The sequence below is a fragment of the Sphingomonas sp. genome, from assembly GCF_035944535.1.
Classification (GTDB): domain Bacteria; phylum Pseudomonadota; class Alphaproteobacteria; order Sphingomonadales; family Sphingomonadaceae; genus Sphingomonas_B.
The window spans coordinates 236,959-255,116 of sequence record NZ_DASZBC010000006.1; the positions used below are offsets into that span (position 1 = coordinate 236,959).

Genomic DNA, 18,158 nt, shown 5'->3' on the forward strand with positions numbered 1-18,158 from the left:
GACGGCTCGGGGCTCTCCGCAGCAAGTCCGAAAATCAACAGGGAGTGAGTTGTGACCGCTGACGAGGTCAAGCAGGCGATCGTGAGCTATGTGAATGCCCAGTCGAATGGGGCTCATGCGCTCGACAGCCAGAATGTATCCGATGATCTCGACCTGCTCACCAGCGGCCTGATCGACTCCCTTGGCGTGTTCGGGCTGATCGAGGACCTGCAAAGCCGCTTCGGCGAAAATATCGACTTCGAAGAATTGGATCCCGACGACATGACCATCGTCGGTCCGCTCAGCCGATTTGTGGCGGAACGCGCAACAGCCTAATCGGGGCAGACCAACTGCCGCCTGGCGAACCGGAAGCTTCGATGACCGACGAAAAGCTCAGATACGGCTACTACGAGCCGAGCAAATGGCAATCGCTCAAGATCCGCCTGCTCCAGCTCATCGCCCGGCTGTCGCCTGGGGGACCGTCCTTCCGTGTGCGTCTGCATCGGGCGAGGGGAGTGAAGATCGGGGACAATGTCTTCATCGGCTATGACTCGATCCTGGAAACAAACCGTCCGTGGCTGATCGAGATCGAAGACGATGTGATGATCGGCGTTCGCACGACGCTGATTGCTCATTTCGGCGGAACCGAAGGCCTGAAGATTGAGAAGGGCGCCTATATCGGTGTTGGTTCGATCATCCTTCCTAATGTCGTGATTGGCGCAGGCGCCGTGGTCACGGCCGGCAGCGTCGTCAGCAAGTCGGTGCCGCCGCTCACTGTGGTTCAAGGCAATCCGGCCGTGCCGATCGCACGATGCACCGAGCCGCTGGGCTTCAACTCCGTCAAGTCTTTTGCCCGCAAGATGCGGCCGCTCTGAGATCGAGCTAGCCCATCGCCTCCAGCATACGGGTGAGGGCGTTCCGGTCGAACTTACCGTTTGCGTTCACCGGCAGTGCGTCCAGATAATGAATGCGGCGCGGGCGCATATAGTCGGGCAGGGTGGCGCTAAGGCGTTCGACCACCTCCGCACCCAGTTCTTGCCCCTGCACGAAGACCTCGATGCCACCGAATGCACTCTCGCTGCGCGGCCAGCCGAGCGCCACCACGCCGTCGCGGCCTGACGCGTTGCGGACGGCGGCTTCGATTTCGCCGAGTTCGACCCGATAGCCGCGGACCTTGATCTGCCCATCGAGCCGGCCGAGATGCGTCATCGGCCGATCGCCGGCGGCACTTCGGACACGGTCGCCCGTGCGGTAGAAGGTCTCCGTCTCCCCTTCGGGCACGAAAAAGGCAGCCTGGGTGCGCTCCGGATCCTGCCAATAGCCGAGCGTCAGCTGCGGTCCCGTAGCGATCAGTTCGCCGACCTCTCCGGGACCGACTTCGGCGCCGCTTTCATCGACCACCTTGATCCGCATCTCCGGGAGCGCGGCACCGATCGGCACGATCCCGTTCTCCGCCAGGTCCGACAGGGTAGCCGGGTCGACGCGATAGCGCGTGAATGCGATTGTAAGTTCGGTAGGACCGTAGAGATTCTCGACCGGCGCGTTCGGCGCCGCGACACCCCAGGCCTCTGCTACGGACGCGGGCAGCGGCTCTCCGCAAAAAAGGCTTAGGCGCAAGCCCGGGAAAGCGTCCGGCTTCAGAATGCCTGCCTGCTTGCAGAAGATCGCGGTGGAAGGAACCGAAAACCAAACGGTGAGGCCATTGTCCCGGATGTAGCGGTCAGGGCGCAGATTGTCTTTCCGGCCCGGACAGCAAATGGTGCCGCCCACCTGCCAGGCGATGAAGATATCGAATGCCGATAGATCGAAGGTGAAGTCGAATACCTGGCTGAAGCGATCCGCTTCGTTGAGGTCGTAAAAAGGCAGAATGGCGTCGATAAAAGCCGTCACGTTGCGTTGAGCGACGGCAACGCCCTTCGGCTTGCCGGTGCTGCCGGAGGTGAACAGGATATATGCTAGCGCATCTTCTGCGAGGGCGGACTGCGTCCACGCCGCGGTGTCGGGCATCGGCTCCGCAAGATCAAGAATGGTGAGGCCGGTCACTCGCTCCGCGATGCGGCGGGCAAGATCCAGCTGAGATGCTTCGGCGATCAGGATTTTGCACCCTGCCGCTTCCACCATGGCGGTGTTCCGCTCGATCGGAAAGGTCGGGTTGAGCGGCACGTAGCCGGCGCCAGAGAGCAGGATCCCGGCAATCGCGGCATAGGTGTCCGGCACTTTGCCGCCGACCACCGCGACCCGGTCGAGCTGTTCGGTGGGCAGGCCCCGCACCGCTGACGCGATCGCCTTCGCACGCGCGACAAGTTCCGCGTAGGTGAGACGATCTGCGCCGGCTTCGACCGCAGGGCGGTCGGGAAATCGCTCGGCCGTGGCGAGAAGCCTGGGCCAAAGCATCGCACGGTCAAGCATGTTCACCCCCGATTTACGCGCGTAGCGACTGCCGACGGTCTCAGCCGCCCTCAGCTTCCCAAGCGCAGTCGGGCCTCGCTTTCAACCCCTGTCGCTCCGAAGAGTGGGCCGGCCGTGAGCCGCGAGAACCGCTTCTTCCGCCGTTAACCAATGGCACGAACCACGTCGCAACACTCAGGACCCTAGTGCGGACACCGACAACGAGTTGCCGGAGAGTCCGTCGTGGCCGAGTTCAGAGTTACAAACGCGACCCAGCTTTCATCAGCCCTTTCGCAGGCGACGGGCGGCGATATCATCAAGTTGGCTTCGGGAAATTATGGCTCCTTCGGCTTCAAGAACTACAACTTTACATCGCCAGTCACTGTCATTTCCGAAGACGCGGGCAATCTCGCATCGTTCAACAATCTTGAAGTGCGGTCGTCGAAGAACCTGTCGCTCGTCTCGCTCGACGTCGGCAGGCCACTTGCCGCGGGTGAGCCTGACTTCACTAAGATGGCCGCCGCCTTCGACTCCACGAACATCACCTTTGATCGGATCCGGTTCCATGGGTCTCTCGATGGCGATCCCACCAACGACGGGCGCGGGCTGCATGTCTCGAATGTCACCGGCCTGGTCCTCAAGGACTCCTCGTTCGAGCAGCTTCGGATCGGCCTTATCGTCGAGCGTTCGAACCTGGTGAAGATCGTCGGTAACGACGTGCACGACATTGCCCTTGATGGGTTCGAGATTGCCGGCACGAATAATCTCGTCGTGGACGGCAACACGTTCGATCGATTCTTCCCTCTAGCCGGGGATCATCCGGACGCCATCCAGCTCTTCAACACCAACATGCCGACGGGTTCGTCGAACATCACCATCACGAACAACGTGATGCTGCAGACCGCTGGCAAGGGACCGCAAGGCATTTTCATCTCTGACCCTGGCACATTCGGCTTCACCAATGTCCTGGTGAAGAACAACCTGTTGTATGGCAACGAGCAGTATAACGGGATCACGGTGAAGGGCGGTCGCGGCGTGGCGATCGTCGACAACACTGTCCTGTCGAAGGAAGGCGACGCCGCCTCCTTCTGGATCCGCCTGCAGGATACAGACAACGTCCTGGTTCAGAACAATCTGACCGAGGACATTGTCGTGCTGACCGGCGTAACCAAGCTCGCCCTGGTCGACAACGTGAACCTGAAGGTAACGCCTTGGGAAAAGGCAGGGCTCAACCTGATCTCGCCGAGCGAAGTCGCCCATCTGATGCGCTCCGATGTGGGCTATGGCAGTGCCGCTGTACAATCGGCTGCACCGGTGTCCTCGGCCGCGGGCAACTCGCTGGGTGCGCTGTTCGGCACACCGATCGGCGGAGCCAGCCTGAGCGAAACGCTTGATTTCAGCGGACTCGAGGAGTCCGCAATCTCCTCGGATGTCATTGGCGTAAGGGCAGATTCGCTCGACCCGGCCTTTCCTCACCTGTCGCCACTGCCCGATTTCAGCGGGCACGATGCCCATATCGGGCCCATGTTTGGCTCAAGGTACATCCCCGAGCATTTCGTTGCGATCCCCTGAAACCTGTCTGTGGAGATCGGCTGCAGACGCATCTAGTTCATCGAACAAGACAGGGTTGTGGGGGTTCGATGAACGAGTCGGGCAACGCTTATATCTTGACGCTCTCCTGCCTGGATCGCGCGGGCATCGTCGCAGCGGTCAGTGGCTATATCTCGAGCCTCGGCGGGTTCATCGTCGACAGTCAGCAATATGCCGATCTGGATGCCGGGCGATTCTTCATGCGGGTCGAGTTTACGCTTAAAGGCGATCAGTCGCTCCGGCTCGACGATCTGCGCGCCGGGTTCAACAAAGTGGCGGATCGGCTATCGCTTGAGTGGCAGCTGATGCCGGCGGCGCATAGGCCCCAGATGCTGATCGCCGTGTCGAAGGGCAGCCATTGTCTGAACGACCTGCTGCATCGCTGGAAAACGGGCGGGCTGCCGGTCGAGGTTGTGGGCGTCGTGTCCAATCACCAGGACCTGCGTGCCTTGGCCGAGTGGAACGATGTGCCGTTTCACCACCTTCCGGTGACGCCGGATCGGAAGGAGAAACAGGAGGCGGAGCTTCTCTCGCTGTTCGAGCAGGTGGGAGCCGAATACCTCATCCTCGCCCGCTATATGCAGGTGCTGTCGGCGGACCTGGCCGAGCGGCTGGCCGGGCGATGTATCAACATCCATCACAGCTTTCTGCCTAGCTTCAAGGGCGCGCAGCCCTACAAACGGGCACATGATCGCGGCGTGAAGCTGATTGGCGCCACCGCGCATTTCGTCACCAGTGACCTCGACGAGGGTCCGATCATCGAACAGGATGTCGAGCGGGTCGATCACCGATCCACCGAAAAGGATCTGGTGAGGATAGGGCGCGACATCGAGGCCAGGGTGCTCGCCCGCGCTGTACGCTGGACGGCGGAGCGGCGCGTGTTCTTGAACGGAATTCGAACGGTCGTTTTCCGATGACCGCGCGGAAGCAGAGAGGGTATCGCATCCTGCTCCACTTCGGCTTATGATCGGTCGTGGGTGGGCACTGACGGGAGAAGCTCATGCGAGTCCTGCTGCTGGCCCTTGTTCTTGCGGCACTACCAGCACCCGCCCGGGCTGCGGTCACCTATACGCTCAGCATCAAGACCGACCTGTTCGGCGGATTTGACGGAAGTGCGAGCGTTGAACTCCCGCGCTACCTGGTTCAACCAGATCCCCCGGCGTTCAGGCAGTATGAGTTCGAGCCCGGCAGCAACGTGGCGTGTCAGGTGAACGGGATCGCCGATTGCACTCGCGTCTTTTTGGCCGCCGTTCCCTCCTTCACCGGCGAATATTGGGTTACCGGGGACATCGCGACGCCGCTGATCACTCAAGGCGTGATCTTCAAGACGGCGAGACTGGACACAAACGGCACCTATTTCGGCAGCTTTCAGGATGGACGGATCACCGGCGTCCTGACGATTTCCGGCGCCCCGACCTATGTACCGGAGCCGGCAAGCTGGGCGATGCTGATCGCGGGCTTCGGGCTGCTGGGCGCGGCGCAGCGGCGCTCGCGATCGGGGCGCCCGTTGATCGGACGGCGAGTGCAGCACGTCACAGACCGTTAACGGGGTCACGCTAAGGGGACCGGGTCTGGCAAGTTGCTGACTCGGGAGTTTACCGTCTTGCGTGACCTGGTTCTGATCGGCGCACTCACGCTCGTCTTCACCGCGATGCTGGTGAGCTTCGGCCACGGCTGAGCCAGCTGCATTGCCGCAAAAGTGGTGACCCCTACGGGAGGCGACACCGAAAACAAGATCCGTTAGAAAACTGCCGTTCTTTCTCGACCGCCAGCCCGTGGTTTGTACGCATAGCTTGTATGCGTCCGCCGGAATGGCTGAGCTTCGTTTCGATCGCCTTTGCACGTGCGTCAAGTCAACTCTGCGCCCCTTGCCATCGTCGAATGTGTGCTCCCTTTAGTACCGCTTCGCGCCCCCATTTCGGGCGTTCAGACCGCCAAAAAAACATGCTCGAAAGCTGCCAGCGGAGCAGCAGTTCAATGCTTCAGGCACAGGCCGCGAGTTTCGTCCTGTCATTCGCACGCCGCCGATGTGAGCCGGCCCTCGGCTTGACGGTCGCTTCGCCGGCTTTCACATCCTGGCCATGGCAGAGGAAGCCGATGCAGAAAGGCCATCGAGCCCAGCCTCGCGGGGCGGGGCCGGTGTGTATATCGAGGGTCAGCTAGGCGCCTTCTACCTGCTGACAATGCTCGCGGCGACCGAGCCGCGCGGACTGCCGGGCGTGAAGCTGACCCGCGTTCGGTTCCAAGGCATCGATCAGGGCTATGCGCTGGACGACCTGATCCTAGAGGGGGTTGGGCCGGCGGGAGAGGCGCTGCTGGAGATCCAGTCCAAGCGGGAAGTGAGTTTCTCGCCGAAGGACTCGATATTTGCGGAGGTGGCGGGCCAGCTCGCCCGAACCAGCTTACGAGAAATGCCCGAGGACCGACACCTGCTTGCGGTCGCAACGCAGCGCCAGAGCAAGGCCATCTCCGGCCCTTATCAGGACGTTCTGATTTGGGCGCGGGTCGCCAAGACAAGCAGCGAGTTCTTCGGCCGCATCGCCGCCAAGGGAGTCGCGAGCGAGCAGATGCGGTCTTTCGTGTCCACGTTCCGCGCCAATCTCGTGGCGGTCGGAATCGCGGACGAGGACGATCTGATCTGGGGCTTTCTGCGACGCTTCGCCATCCTGGTGTTCGACTTCGAGTCCACGGCGCCACTGGCGCGCACCCACGGGCTTGCTCTCGCGCGTCAGGTTTTGGGCGATCAGGACGTCTCCAGAGCGGAGAGCCTGTGGAGCGAACTGATCGAGATTTCGGTCTCAATAGCCAAGGTCGGTGGCGCGATTGATCGTGAGGAGCTGCGCGCCAAGCTGGTGGGGCGCGGCTTCCGTCTCGCGGGCGACCGTGACTACCGCGCGGCTCGCGCGCTTCTCGCCCAACAGGCGCGTCACACGCTCGCCGGCATCGGCACGACCGTCGGGGGCGTCACGCTCGTGCGGCACGCCGCGGTCGAGGCCCTGAACGCGGCCTTGGAGGAGAACCGGTTCGTCGAGCTTCGGGGCGGCCCCGGCGTCGGAAAGTCGGGCGTCCTGAAGCTCATCGCGGAGCGCGTCGGGCGCGAATCCGTGCTGATTGTGCTGGAGCAGGTGTCAACGCCTGCTGGCGGGTGGGCCGCCTTCGCTCAGAGGCACTGCATTCCCGGAACGGCGCGCGAGTTCTTCAACGACCTCGCCGCCAGCGGCGGCGGCCTCGTCGTCGTCGACGGTCTGGAGATGTTCACCGATCCCGGCACGCAGCTGACCGTCAATCAGCTGCTGCGCGAGGCGGCGGCAGTCCCCGGCTTCGCGGTGCTCGCGACCGCGAGGGGCGCCGAGGCGGACGGCGGGAACCGGTGGATCCGCGACGATGTGATCGAGGCCTTCGGGGGTGTTCACCCCGTGACCGTCGGTGAGCTGACCGAAGACGAGGTCGAGGTCCTTTCCGAGCAGACGCCGGAGCTGAGGGCGCTCCTAGCGCCTGGTCATCCGGCATCAAGCATCGCGCGAAACCTCTACCGGCTTTCGCGTCTGGTGAAGCTGCCGGGATCCGCCGACATTCGCACGGAGGCTGAGCTAGCGACACGGTGGTGGGAGACGGCAGACTACTCGCCCGGCGATCCCCGCGCGGGCCAGAGGATCATCGCCGAGCTGGCGCGCATCGCCCTGACGGGCGGATCGACGTTGGACGTCCGGGAGAATTCTGACGCGCTGACGCACCTCGCCCGGTCTCTGACGCTGACTGAGGTCCGGCGCGACCAGTTCGCCTTCTACCATGACGTCCTGCGGGACTGGGGCATCGGGAGCCTGATTCACGAGGACGGTGAAAGGCTCTCGGGGGTCGACCTGACCGTCCCGGCGTCACCGCGCGTCGCCCGTGGGATCGAGTTCGCCGCGCGCTTGGCGCTTGAAAGGTCGGACGACGGCGCTTCCTGGCTGAGACTTTTGGGGCGGCTCTCCGCGCCGGGGGCCCATGGCTCGTGGCGGAGGAACGCCCTTCTGGCGATCGTGCGGTCCGAAATCGCGGGCGACCTGCTAGAGCGCTGCAGCGCGGCGCTTTTGGGACGCGGCGGTGCGCTCTTCGTCGAGTTGGTGACGACGATCGCCGCCGTCGACACCGTCTCCATCGCGGAGCTCTACGCGAAGTTGGAGGTGAAGACCGACAAGCCGCTGCCGAAGTCCCTGCGGACCGACACGAATGGGACGGGCCTTTGGCTGCTCCGCTGGGCGCTCGCCCATCGGGACACGATCCCCCTCCAGGCGCTCGACGCCGTCGTTAATCTCGTCCAGATCGAGCTTCAGGTCCTTCTAGCTCTTCCTGCGCTCGGCACCGCCACGGCGGACATGCTCTTCGGCTGGCTTCGCCAGCTCGACGTGCGCCATGCGGCCGTCACGATCCCCTCGGACCCTGGGTCCGAACGGCTGGACGGCGGCGCACGGCGACGCATGATAGAGGACCTTCGCGCAATGGCGCTTCTGCTCGCCGCCCAGGCGCCCGAGGCCGCAAGGCGATACCTCCGCGACATTGATGTCGAACGGGACTCCTACAAGGCTAAGGCGGTTCGCCAGTTCGGCACGGTCCTGGCGCAGGTCGTGCCAACGGAGCTGGCCGATCTCGTGGCGAACAGCCTGATTGAACCGCGCCGCCGGCGGGAGTCCTCCTACGGCGTTTCGAGCGGCCGCGCGTTCAGCCATGCGGACAGCGACTATCTTCCGGCGTCGCCCGCCCAGCCTCCGTTCTTCGACCTGCTGGTGCACGCGAAGGAGGTCGGGCTCGGATTGGTGCGGCGCCTCGTCGCCGCCGCGATCGATGTGCATAGCGACGGGCGCGATCCGGGAGAGAACGGATACACCATCGTTTTCGACGACGGCCCGCGCTTCTTTCCCTGGAAGAACACCTACTTCTGGTCGCGGGATCAGGCCCGCGAGTATTCGGCGGCGTCAGGCCTGAAGGCGCTCGAGGCATGGGGCCACCGGCGGCTGGACGCGGGCGAGCCCCTCGAGGAGGTGCTTGCCGACGTGTTGGGTCCGCCCGGCACGCCGGCCGCGTTCCTTCTCGTCGCCGTGGACATTCTGCTCTCACACTTCCCGGCGACCCGATCGGCCATGGTCCCATTCCTGGCCAATCCGGAACTCCTTGCGACCGAGCGGGGCCGCTCCAGCTACGATCAGATGGACACCGGCCGTTTCGCCATGCGCGACGAGCCGCAGGGCGCTGTGTCGCTCGCCGACCTGCGTGGCAGGCCGTCGCGGAGCGTGATGCTGGAGAACGCGCTTCCCCGCTACATCTATGACGACGCTGCTTCCGCGAAGCTGCGCGAACGTCTTCAAGCTGTGATCGACGGCATGGAACCCTACGGGGACCGCGCCGACTTCGGCGATCCTGCCTTCATGGGCCGCCATGCACTCAACCTCGTCACACCCGGGAATTGGGTCGAGGTGGAGGGCGGGCGGATGTATCGGGCACCCGCCGAAGAGGAGGAGCATCTGCGACGGCTTGGGGAGCGGCACGCCTCATTCGCCCGCGCGAGCAACATGGACGCGCGCATCCATCTGGCAACGGGCGGCGGCGAGCACGCCACGCCGGAGACGGCGTGGGACGCTGTGGAGCATGCCTCAGGCGCACTTCCGGACGGCACCGATGCCGACGATCCTGGATCCACCTCCACGCGGTTGATAAGGACGGCCCTGCTGGTCGCGCGCGATGGTGATGATGCCCTTCTGAACGCGCAAGAGGAATGGGTCCGCGAGGTGGTGCGGCGGGCACTCGCCGAGCAAGTGGATCGCTATTCGGTCTCGAATGAGAACCTAGGCTACAATCGACCGGCGCTCGGCGCGCTCGCGCTGCTTCATCTCTGGCGTCGTCGCGGTCTGAAGTCCGACCGGGACGAGCTCGTCGCGATCGCAGCGCGCCGGGACCGCGCAGCGGTCCCAGCCTTCGCTGCCGCGGTCGCGATGCTCGCGCAGACGGATCCTCGTCTGCTGAAGGCGGGCATGCGCGCGGCTTTTGCCGGGATGGTATGGCGCTGGCACCGGTATGACGAGGACGAGGAGCTGCAGAAGGCGTTCGAGAAGGAGCGCGACGCGACGACGCGCGCGGCCGTCGCGGCCGAGCTCGCATGGCTTGACGGCGGCGCTGAACCCGCTTGGCCCCCCTTCCCTGACGAGAAGCCGATATTGCGGAGGACCCATCGCATCCGCGTCCCGAAGTATGACGAGGGCCAAGACGACAAGGCGATCGCGGACGAGAACGCCGGTGACGGCTCCGTCCTGCACGTCAACAGCAATGCCGCGGCAGCCTGGTTGCAGCTGCTGAACGACCCCCAGGCGAAGGATCTGGACTGGGGCGGGGAGGTCGTCTCAGCCTACGCCGGCTGGAGCGGAAGGATCAACGGCGCGGGGCTTTCGGCCGATGCCGAGGTGGATCGCTCGCCGAGCGAGTGGAACGACCAGTTCTACGCGCTCTTTGCGGCCGTTCTGCTGGATGCGGGTCCCGCCGAGTTCGGGCCACTTGTCGAGCAGGTCACCGGTCTTCCCGACAAGTCGTTCGGTGACGTGGCGGAGACGCTGATCCTCGCGGCGGACGTGCTCTACTTCAACGATGCGACCCGTTCGCCCGTCCGGCCCGTTGAGCTGCGCGAGCAGTTGGCCGCCCGCACGATGGCGCTGCGGCGGTGGCGAAACAACTACGCGCCGGGAGAGCTCTCGATCGACTACGAGACCGGAGGCGTTGTGGCGAGGATGCTCCTCAACACGCACAATCCGTTTACCGGCACGCGCAGCTACCTCGTCCCTGCGGTCGCCGACCGCCTAGATCCGCTCCTCGATCCGTTGCGCGCGCTTCAGATGGGCGGGCCGACGACGTTCGTGGCGATGTGCACGATGAACATGCTCCTCGTCGCGCCCCGATCCCGCCACCTCGACTTCGTGCTGACGGCCGTCGAGGCCTGGTTCGAGCGGTCTTCCAGTGACGCAAGCCTGTGGGTGACCGCAGGGGTCGGAAGGATGGTGGTCCAATGGTTCGAGGCGACCAAGCTGCAGGAGCCGGCGATTCTGGAGCCGGCGCATCCCTATAGATCCCGCATCGACGGTGTGATCGGGCAGCTGGTGTCGGCCGGCATCGCCGAAGCCCATGAGATCGAACGACAGATCGAGGCCGCTGCGGTTCCCTCGGCGCAGAACCCCCATTCCTGATGGGCTTCGCGACGCCGGGAGGAAGGTGGAGGCATGCCGCTGCCCGGCATCGCCCCGGGGGCAGGTGGCTGCTGGGTCGATCAGGGCTTATGATCCGGATTTCGTCACCAAGCGTCCTGATCGTCCGGTAGAACCTGGGCTTCGGCATAAGCGAAACATACGGTGCGGGGGCCGGGGACGCAGAAGAACACCAAAGCCCTCGCCAAACGACATATGCATGCCGAGGTAGCCATAAGCGGAGATGAGCTGGCGCTGCTGAATCAGCGCGACTAGTGTCTCGCTATGTGGGGAAGGGCATGCGTGCCAAAGCCGCGAAATCGCAGCGGGTCTGTGGTAGGCGCATCGTGAGACATTAAGTGACAGCACAGACGTTCCGAGGCGCGCATCTTCGCTGGTCCTTTAGCCGGCATCAAAGGCCTTTCGTCGTGCGGGTAGTAGAGCCGCAAACGTATGAGCCCAAAGCCCATACGGAGTTGTTCAACGCCGCGCTGACAGCAATGATCGAGCGACCACGGGAAACGCTGGACCCCTACGCCTCGGCGGCGTTCATGCCCGAGCCACGCCAATTTGACCTGATCACCTTTCCGGAAGCATTCATTGATGGGGAGACGCTGTGCCGGGCGCTCGAAAGCTTCCAGCTCTGCGGCCCGTCAGGCTGCGTACACACTGGCCTCAGAGCGCGCGCGGACGAAGGCAAGCGTCATCTATTCCGTCTCGAAGAGGTCAGGTCGCTGAAGACGGCTCTCGAAGCGGCGGTCCCTGCGGCCCGTGAGGACCTCACCGCCTTCACAACCTGGCTTGCCGAACAGGACCCTCGCGACGGCTTCAATTTGGGCTGCCTGTTCCTGAACGACGCTCAGGGTCGCACTCGTATTTGCCTTCATCCAAAGCTGGTTCGCTCAAAATTCGAAACAAGTCCGTTTCGGGAAGACAGCCTGTGTGAAGCAAACCTGCTTACACTCGTCACGCTGGAGCCGCGGCAGAAGCAGTTTGGCACGATCACGCTCCAGCCGCTCATTTGCTCGGATGCCCTTACCTTGGAAACCGACAGTGGGCGAGATGCGCCAATGCCAGCAGTTGGCCGCTTCGCTGACTGTCTGGGCGAAGCACCGCCCGATCATGTAGACGTGGTCTCCGTCGCGACTTGCACCCCGCAACCGGTCATCGCGCTGAGCGAGAAGACGGAAGCGCGGATCTGGCATGAGCGGTTCCGCACCTCCTTCATCGCGGCAGCACGCGAACCTTCCTGCTCAAGGCACCATTTCGCTGCGATCGTGCTCGCGAATTTTCAGGGCATCGGAACAAAGCCGGCCGGATTGTCGGGCGTGTTCCTGCCGGTCCCCGCCGACCCGGTCGATCTCGGTCCCGGCGTGACGGTCTCTTTATGGGGCCGGCCCAGCAAGGACGAACCTGACAACCGCTGGTCGCGGGCCGGTGAAGCAGGCCTGAAGGATTGGCAGGCGCGCGGTTTTCTAGCCAGCCTTAAGCCCGATGGGCAGAACGCGGCCCGAATCTTCGGATTCGCGATCCAACGCCTCCCGCGCGAAGCGTCGCCTTGGGAACGTCCGGCGCCGCTTGGCCAGTTGGAAATACGTGAAAGTGTCCGCCTCAGCGACGGTGTCCTCACCTTCCGGCGACAAGGAGCGTCCTATGGATAACCAGCAGATGCGCAGAGAGGCCTTCAAGCGCGATGCGCTCGCCTGGCTAGTCGTGCGGCACTTGCTGCCTGCAGGGCTGCTGCTCGAGCTCATGGGGGCTATCGTGGCCCGCTGGAGCAAAGATAATCTGACGCTCAATGACCTAGCGGAGTTCAGAATGTCGGCGGGCGAGCCGGTGCTCGCCAGCCTCGCTTTCCTCCCGCACCCCCAAGTTGAACCACTGCCGCGCGCGCTCAAGCAGTTCATCCAGCTGATTGTCTGGCAGGGCGACCAGACGCTATCACCGACGCTGGGCGAGTCTGGCGAGGATCCGCACGATTTAGCATCGCTCGAAGCCGCCCTGCTGCTCAGCCATCAGGATCTGACGAGAATCGAGCTATGGGGCGAACGCTTCTCACCCGGCGACGAGCTCGCGCCAATCATGCACTCGATGCAGGTGGTGGCAAGTCAAACGTCGGTTTCGGACATTGCCGCAGTCGAGGCGACGCTTGGGGCCTATCAAGACTCGCCGCTTGCGATCTTGGTGCTCAAGCATCTGGGCGACCTCGCAGGAGATGCCGATCGGTGGGAGGTCGCGGAAGCGCTTTATCAGCGCGCCGGCGATCTGATTCATGCGAACCAGCAAGATGGCTGGGAAATGCTGCTCACCTCGATGGAAACCGTTGTCGGGCAATCACAGGCCGCGGCGGTGTTAATGACGCAAGGCCCCGACGCGGCAGCGGCCATGCTCGATCAGCTGATCGCGGCGGCCGATAAGGGCAATCCCTTACCAATGCTGAACGCCGGATTCGACGCGCTGGCTGCGCACTTGGCCGCTGATAACATCGGCGCGCTTCGACTTGAGCGTGGCTCAGTGCTGCTGGCCCCGCAGCTGATCGGCGCACACCAACCTGGAAATGGGTTAGGGAATGCCTTGGAGGGCCGTCACCGTGATGCGCATCGTTGGTTTTGGGCGGTGCTGCGACGCCAGATTGCACTAGGCTCGGCGGCGGTCAGCCGCGATACCAAGGCGGCCTACGCCCGCTCGTTGCTCGACGAGATCACGACGGAATTAGGTAAACACCATAGCGAGGAGAATTTCGCGTTGGCAGTGCGGCTGCTGCTGGAAAGCGGGCGCGAACGCGCAGCTGACGCCGTGCCATGGGACGCGCGGCTAGTCGAGACGTACGTCACGGCACCGCTGATCGAGACTGCCAGGGCAATAGCGAGTCGCCATCAAGGAGCGAGCGGCGAACGTCAGCGCGTGCTGGTCTCGCTGACACGCGGTTGGGCAGAGCAACTGGCGCCCGATCGTAGCGACTTGGCCCTCAGCCTCATCGGCATTCTCGCCGAGATCGCCGGAAGGGACGGGCACGCGCGGGTGTTAGGTGGCGATTTGCGAACGAAGGCTACGAAGGCGCTGGGGTTGATCGGCAGGCGTCGCCCGGAATTCGCGCCAGTGGGTGCCGAGTGTGTGCTCCAGGCGGTGCTTCCGCATTTCAAGGATGCCGGATGGCTTACCGTCATGGAAGGATTAGACGCAGCCGAGCCCTTCATCGCGGAACTGTCGCCCGAGACGCTCACGGCACTGGTTGAGCAAGTTCTCGCGTTGATCGGCGAGGGGTCGGAGACGAACGACGGCTCACCCTTACTCCGCAGTGCTCTCAACCTACTCAGCCATAACCGCATACTCTCCATGGCGAGAAATCCCGAGGATCCCATCGGACGCCGCGTTGCGCGGACTATGGTGAAGCTGACACTCCAAACAGGCGCGGAGCATCGCCGGCTGATGTACCTGTTGCGCTTCCTCGGACCGGAGCTGATCGACGATCCTATAGACCGTTCGCGGCTCGACCAGGTCGTCACTACACTCGCTGAGGGGGCGCTCCAGGTCAGCTCGAGCGGGGCCGCAGAATGCGTATCAGCGCTGCTCGTCGCGCCCGCCGTCTCAGGCGCCCTCGGTATCGAGGCCGCGCTCGATGGGCTCACGGCCATTCTTGATAACGCAGCTCGCCAGCGTTTCGCCTTCGGCGCAGCTGACGCTTATGATCCGCTGCTACAGCTCGCCCGAAATCATGAAGAGATCGCAAGGACGGCCAATCTGAAGCCGACCCATCTTCTCGCGCGCATGCAGGCGCTGGAGGCACCGATCGTGGCACTTTGGGCGAGAGCGGCTGGGGAGCCGGCCATCTTCAACGGGTTCGCACTGCCGCCTCCTACCGAGCCCAACCGAGTCATCGTACACAATTGGACTTTCGCCTCGCTTGCCTTTGCCGAGGCAATTGGTCGCCGCCAAGCGATCGAAGCCGCGTTAGCCAAGGCCGAAGCAAATGGCTCGCTTCGTGACGCGATGCAGACAGCTCGAGCCGTGCGCACGAGCCTCGACGGCGCTCCGTTCGATCCACGGGCGATTGCCGAGCAGCCGCGCGAAGCCTTTTATGCAGCCTTGGGTGAGCGACTGGTGCTGCTCGACAGCCTTGGGCCGACTGAGCGCGCGGAAATACTTGGCGCGCTGATCGAACGGTGCCTATTGGTTGGACCGTCCGGACTTGATGCCGCAATCTTCACAGCGGCGCTTCAACATGACGTGAGCGTCGCGCGCTCCCCTTGGTCGGACGGCTATCGAGCACGCATGCGCGCCGACGTCGCGCTTCGCCACTCCATGATACCTCTGCTCGAGCACGTCATTGTGGATTCGCGGGCCGAGCAGTAGGTCAAGCATGCGCTCCCCGCTCGCGTTCGCAGCGGCCCCGGACTGCCAGTCCTACCGGTGAGGCACCCAAGGTCCGGAACTCTTACCTGTTGTACCCGATGGCACGGGAGGCTGGATCGGTAACAGATCGGGGACAAACCGATCGATCTCCGGCAAAATGCCGGTAACAGATGAGGCGGTTTGTTACCAAGGTTGAGTCAGGCGCAATACCGCTAAAGTGTGGAACCCACTTTAGCATGCGCTTCCCGCTCGCGTTCGCAGCGGCCCCGGGCTGCCAGTCCAACCGATGAGGCGCCCGAAGTCCGGAACTGTTACCTGTTGTGCCCGATGGCCCGGAAGGCTGGATCGGTAACAGATCGGGGACAAACCGACCGATTTCCAGCGAAATGCCGGTAACAGATACGGCGATTTGTTACCAAGGTTGAGTCAGGCGCAATACCGCTAAGCTGCCGCAAGGCGGCAACTTAGCATTGCGGAGGCGTCGTTCGACCCGAACGCCGATGACGCCTACGCGCCAGGGCCTCCAGCCAACGCTTCGACGTCGGCACCGGCAGGCGATTTGTTACGCAAAGCGGAGGCCCTCTTCACCCAAAGGGGTGGCCATGCAGGCAGTGCTTGCATGGAGAATGAAATGACGAAGAGCGATCTTGAGGATCGGTTTGACATCCCTGCCCAGCTCATCATCGACGTGATCCGTGCGCATCGCGGCATATGGCGCGACGGATGTTATGTGCCGACCCGGGGCGAGGTGGCTGAGGCCCCCGCAGCTACGTTGGGAGCCTGGTTGTTGGGCTGGTGGTGGGAAAGCCCCGCCGAACTAATCCCCACGGACGCTCAGGTAGAAGCAGTCTTGGCGATCCTCCGTGCGCGGCCCGATGCAGCCTCGCCCGAGATCCGAAGGATCATCGCGCAAGCGCCGCCGCCTTCGGACGGCGAGCACGTGTGACGGCGCCGGGGAGCGGCGCCTCAACAGAACGAGAGAAGCCAACTGGCTGAGCGGAAGGATGAAAGAGTCCGCCCGCGACCATCGAGCTCGGCCGTCGCGCGCTTTGAAACAGGAAGTAACAACATGAACTACCAGCCCGTTCTCCGGCCCGGCATTCCCCTCGACCCGGTGCCGGAGCCCCGCACCGTGATTCGTCGGCTGATGCTCGCTACGTCGCTCGTCGTCGACGGTCCTCTGGAGACCAAGCCCGAGCGGTTCGACCCGCGCCTGGCTAACTGCCTCTACATGCCGCAGGCCAGCCTGCTCATCGGCGGCACCGGATGCGGCCGGCCGCTGCTCCTGCGCGAAGCGGTCGAAATGAGCGCGGCCGCAGAGCTCGACGTGCTCATCGTCCGGACGGGCGACCACCCGGATCAGGTGAGCTTCGACTTCCAGGCCATGGGCGCCGACCGTCCCCTCTGCGCCTACCGCATGTGGATGCCGCGCCCGAGCGAAGCGGCTTGGTTGATCCCCAGCGCGAGCGAAGACCGCTTCCTGCGCCTGACGCCGCTCGGCCTCGAAGTCGTCGAGCGGGCACCGTTTGCCGACGCAGACGAGCGCCGCCTCGGCCTGATCCGGGGCCGCCAATTCCTGTCGATTGCCACGAAGGGGTGGTTCTGATGGCCGGCACGAAGAAGCCGCGGAAGCCCCGCCTGAAGGCGGTCACCCAGCCGACAATCGTTGCTTCTGAGGTGCGCGAGCTCAAGGCGTTCTACGACGGCGCCGGCCAAATGCCGGATTTCGGCTACGCTCGCTTCTATTGGCCGGTCGGCACCGGGCCCAGGGAGAGCATCCTGCTCCGCCTTATTAAGAAGCGCCGGCCGGCGGCCGCCGAGTCCGAGATCGACACCGCCGCGCGGGTTGAGGCTTTGGTCCCCTCGGACGCTCCCGAGGACTACACTGATCCCGATTTTCTGGCGCGTCGTTACGAGGAGACGCTCGCCGCGGACGAGACGACCGCTTACGCGCAGGTCACGCTTCGCTTCCCCAGCACGATCGCGAACCTTCATCATCCGTATGAGGTCGCTAGAACTTGGCTCCGCGAATTCTACGTCCTTGGGAAGGGAGCCCCGGTTCTTGCGATTCTGCATGCGCCCTGCCGCGTTGGCAGCGACAATCCCGTGCATCTCCACGCCGCGATTTTCCCTAAACGTCTCGGCAAGTTTGGGTTCGTTTCTCCGGCACGGGAGCTGGCATCCGATGCGGGCTGTCTCGAAGCTTATAAAGCATGGGAGGCGTTCAAGGCCGGTCGGCTCTAGACCGAAGCCGTCGACCAGGGGCGGGGGCAGCGTGGATCAACGCTGGCCCTGTTCGGATCACGCCTGTGAAAACGTACCTTCTGCTTAGCGCGAAATCCGGTCGTTCAGCGCAACACCTACACCGCCCGAAAGCGGCGTTCACATAGTCCACGTAAGTGGCGGCTTGTTGGCGAAAAGCTCACGAAAGTCATCGTTGACTGAAAGGCATGAAGCATACGGAAGCGCGGCCATTGTTTACAATGTCGCCCACTCTCTTGAGAGCTGCATAGGGTTGCTGATCGGCCACTATGAAATGGATGGTTTCGGAAAAGTCGAATGCATTTCGGGCGGAGCAATAACAGTAGGCTCCCTGCGGGGCGCCGATATTGAATGTGACCTTCCGCTTCTCGCTGTGACGAT

11 protein-coding genes and 1 pseudogene are annotated in these 18,158 nt (G+C 63.6%); 11 read left to right on the forward strand and 1 reads right to left on the reverse strand.

Annotated features, from left to right (window positions below; all coding sequences use genetic code 11):
- The first annotated feature begins 51 nt into the window (after positions 1 to 51).
- Positions 52 to 315 carry a hypothetical protein gene (locus VGT77_RS06030; RefSeq protein ID WP_327460578.1) on the forward strand — a complete coding sequence of 88 codons (264 nt, stop codon included), beginning with the start codon at positions 52 to 54 and terminating at the stop codon, positions 313 to 315.
- 41 nt (positions 316 to 356) lie between these two features.
- Entirely contained in the window at positions 357 to 854 is a 498-nt protein-coding gene (locus tag VGT77_RS06035; RefSeq protein WP_327460580.1) for an acyltransferase, read from the forward strand.
- A 7-nt stretch (positions 855 to 861) separates the two neighbouring features.
- On the opposite strand, the gene VGT77_RS06040 is transcribed toward VGT77_RS06035, so the two are convergent.
- Complete coding sequence (locus tag VGT77_RS06040; protein ID WP_327460581.1) at positions 862 to 2,388, reverse strand: amino acid adenylation domain-containing protein; 1,527 nt, start codon at positions 2,386 to 2,388, stop codon at positions 862 to 864.
- Between the two features lie 222 nt (positions 2,389 to 2,610).
- Between VGT77_RS06040 and VGT77_RS06045 the strand changes: the two genes are divergently transcribed.
- From VGT77_RS06045 to VGT77_RS06085, 9 genes and pseudogenes are all read left to right on the forward strand, one after another.
- Positions 2,611 to 3,939, forward strand: coding sequence for a right-handed parallel beta-helix repeat-containing protein (locus VGT77_RS06045; protein WP_327460583.1), 1,329 nt, complete (start codon positions 2,611 to 2,613; stop codon positions 3,937 to 3,939).
- Between the two features lie 68 nt (positions 3,940 to 4,007).
- Positions 4,008 to 4,874 (forward strand): formyltetrahydrofolate deformylase, encoded by an 867-nt coding sequence (gene purU, locus VGT77_RS06050; protein ID WP_327460585.1) that lies wholly within the window; start codon positions 4,008 to 4,010, stop codon positions 4,872 to 4,874.
- Positions 4,875 to 5,377: 503 nt separating this feature from the next.
- Positions 5,378 to 5,503, forward strand: a pseudogene (locus VGT77_RS15595) (PEPxxWA-CTERM sorting domain-containing protein); the annotation flags it as partial.
- 535 nt (positions 5,504 to 6,038) lie between these two features.
- Entirely contained in the window at positions 6,039 to 11,165 is a 5,127-nt protein-coding gene (locus VGT77_RS06060) for a hypothetical protein (protein ID WP_327460589.1), read from the forward strand.
- A gap of 473 nt (positions 11,166 to 11,638) precedes the next feature.
- Complete coding sequence (locus tag VGT77_RS06065) at positions 11,639 to 12,823, forward strand: hypothetical protein (RefSeq protein ID WP_327460591.1); 1,185 nt, start codon at positions 11,639 to 11,641, stop codon at positions 12,821 to 12,823.
- Positions 12,816 to 15,515 (forward strand): hypothetical protein, encoded by a 2,700-nt coding sequence (locus VGT77_RS06070; protein WP_327460593.1) that lies wholly within the window; start codon positions 12,816 to 12,818, stop codon positions 15,513 to 15,515. The genes VGT77_RS06065 and VGT77_RS06070 overlap by 8 nt, the downstream gene beginning before the upstream one ends.
- 631 nt (positions 15,516 to 16,146) lie before the next feature.
- Positions 16,147 to 16,461 (forward strand): hypothetical protein, encoded by a 315-nt coding sequence (locus VGT77_RS06075; protein ID WP_327460595.1) that lies wholly within the window; start codon positions 16,147 to 16,149, stop codon positions 16,459 to 16,461.
- 123 nt (positions 16,462 to 16,584) lie between these two features.
- Entirely contained in the window at positions 16,585 to 17,121 is a 537-nt protein-coding gene (locus VGT77_RS06080) for a hypothetical protein (RefSeq protein WP_327460596.1), read from the forward strand.
- Positions 17,121 to 17,759 (forward strand): hypothetical protein, encoded by a 639-nt coding sequence (locus VGT77_RS06085; protein WP_327460598.1) that lies wholly within the window; start codon positions 17,121 to 17,123, stop codon positions 17,757 to 17,759. The genes VGT77_RS06080 and VGT77_RS06085 overlap by 1 nt, the downstream gene beginning before the upstream one ends.
- Positions 17,760 to 18,158 lie beyond the last annotated feature (399 nt).

What these genes read in the sequence shown, in the direction of transcription:
- VGT77_RS06085 (WP_327460598.1), top strand. Translation starts at nt 17,121, where the DNA reads ATGGCCGGCACGAAGAAGCCGCGGAAGCCCCGCCTGAAGGCGGTCACC.
- VGT77_RS06080 (WP_327460596.1), top strand. Translation starts at nt 16,585, where the DNA reads ATGAACTACCAGCCCGTTCTCCGGCCCGGCATTCCCCTCGACCCGGTG.
- VGT77_RS06040 (WP_327460581.1), bottom strand. Translation starts at nt 2,388, where the DNA reads ATGCTTGACCGTGCGATGCTTTGGCCCAGGCTTCTCGCCACGGCCGAG.
- purU (WP_327460585.1), top strand. Translation starts at nt 4,008, where the DNA reads ATGAACGAGTCGGGCAACGCTTATATCTTGACGCTCTCCTGCCTGGAT.
- VGT77_RS06060 (WP_327460589.1), top strand. Translation starts at nt 6,039, where the DNA reads ATGGCAGAGGAAGCCGATGCAGAAAGGCCATCGAGCCCAGCCTCGCGG.
- VGT77_RS06070 (WP_327460593.1), top strand. Translation starts at nt 12,816, where the DNA reads ATGGATAACCAGCAGATGCGCAGAGAGGCCTTCAAGCGCGATGCGCTC.
- VGT77_RS06035 (WP_327460580.1), top strand. Translation starts at nt 357, where the DNA reads ATGACCGACGAAAAGCTCAGATACGGCTACTACGAGCCGAGCAAATGG.
- VGT77_RS06075 (WP_327460595.1), top strand. Translation starts at nt 16,147, where the DNA reads ATGACGAAGAGCGATCTTGAGGATCGGTTTGACATCCCTGCCCAGCTC.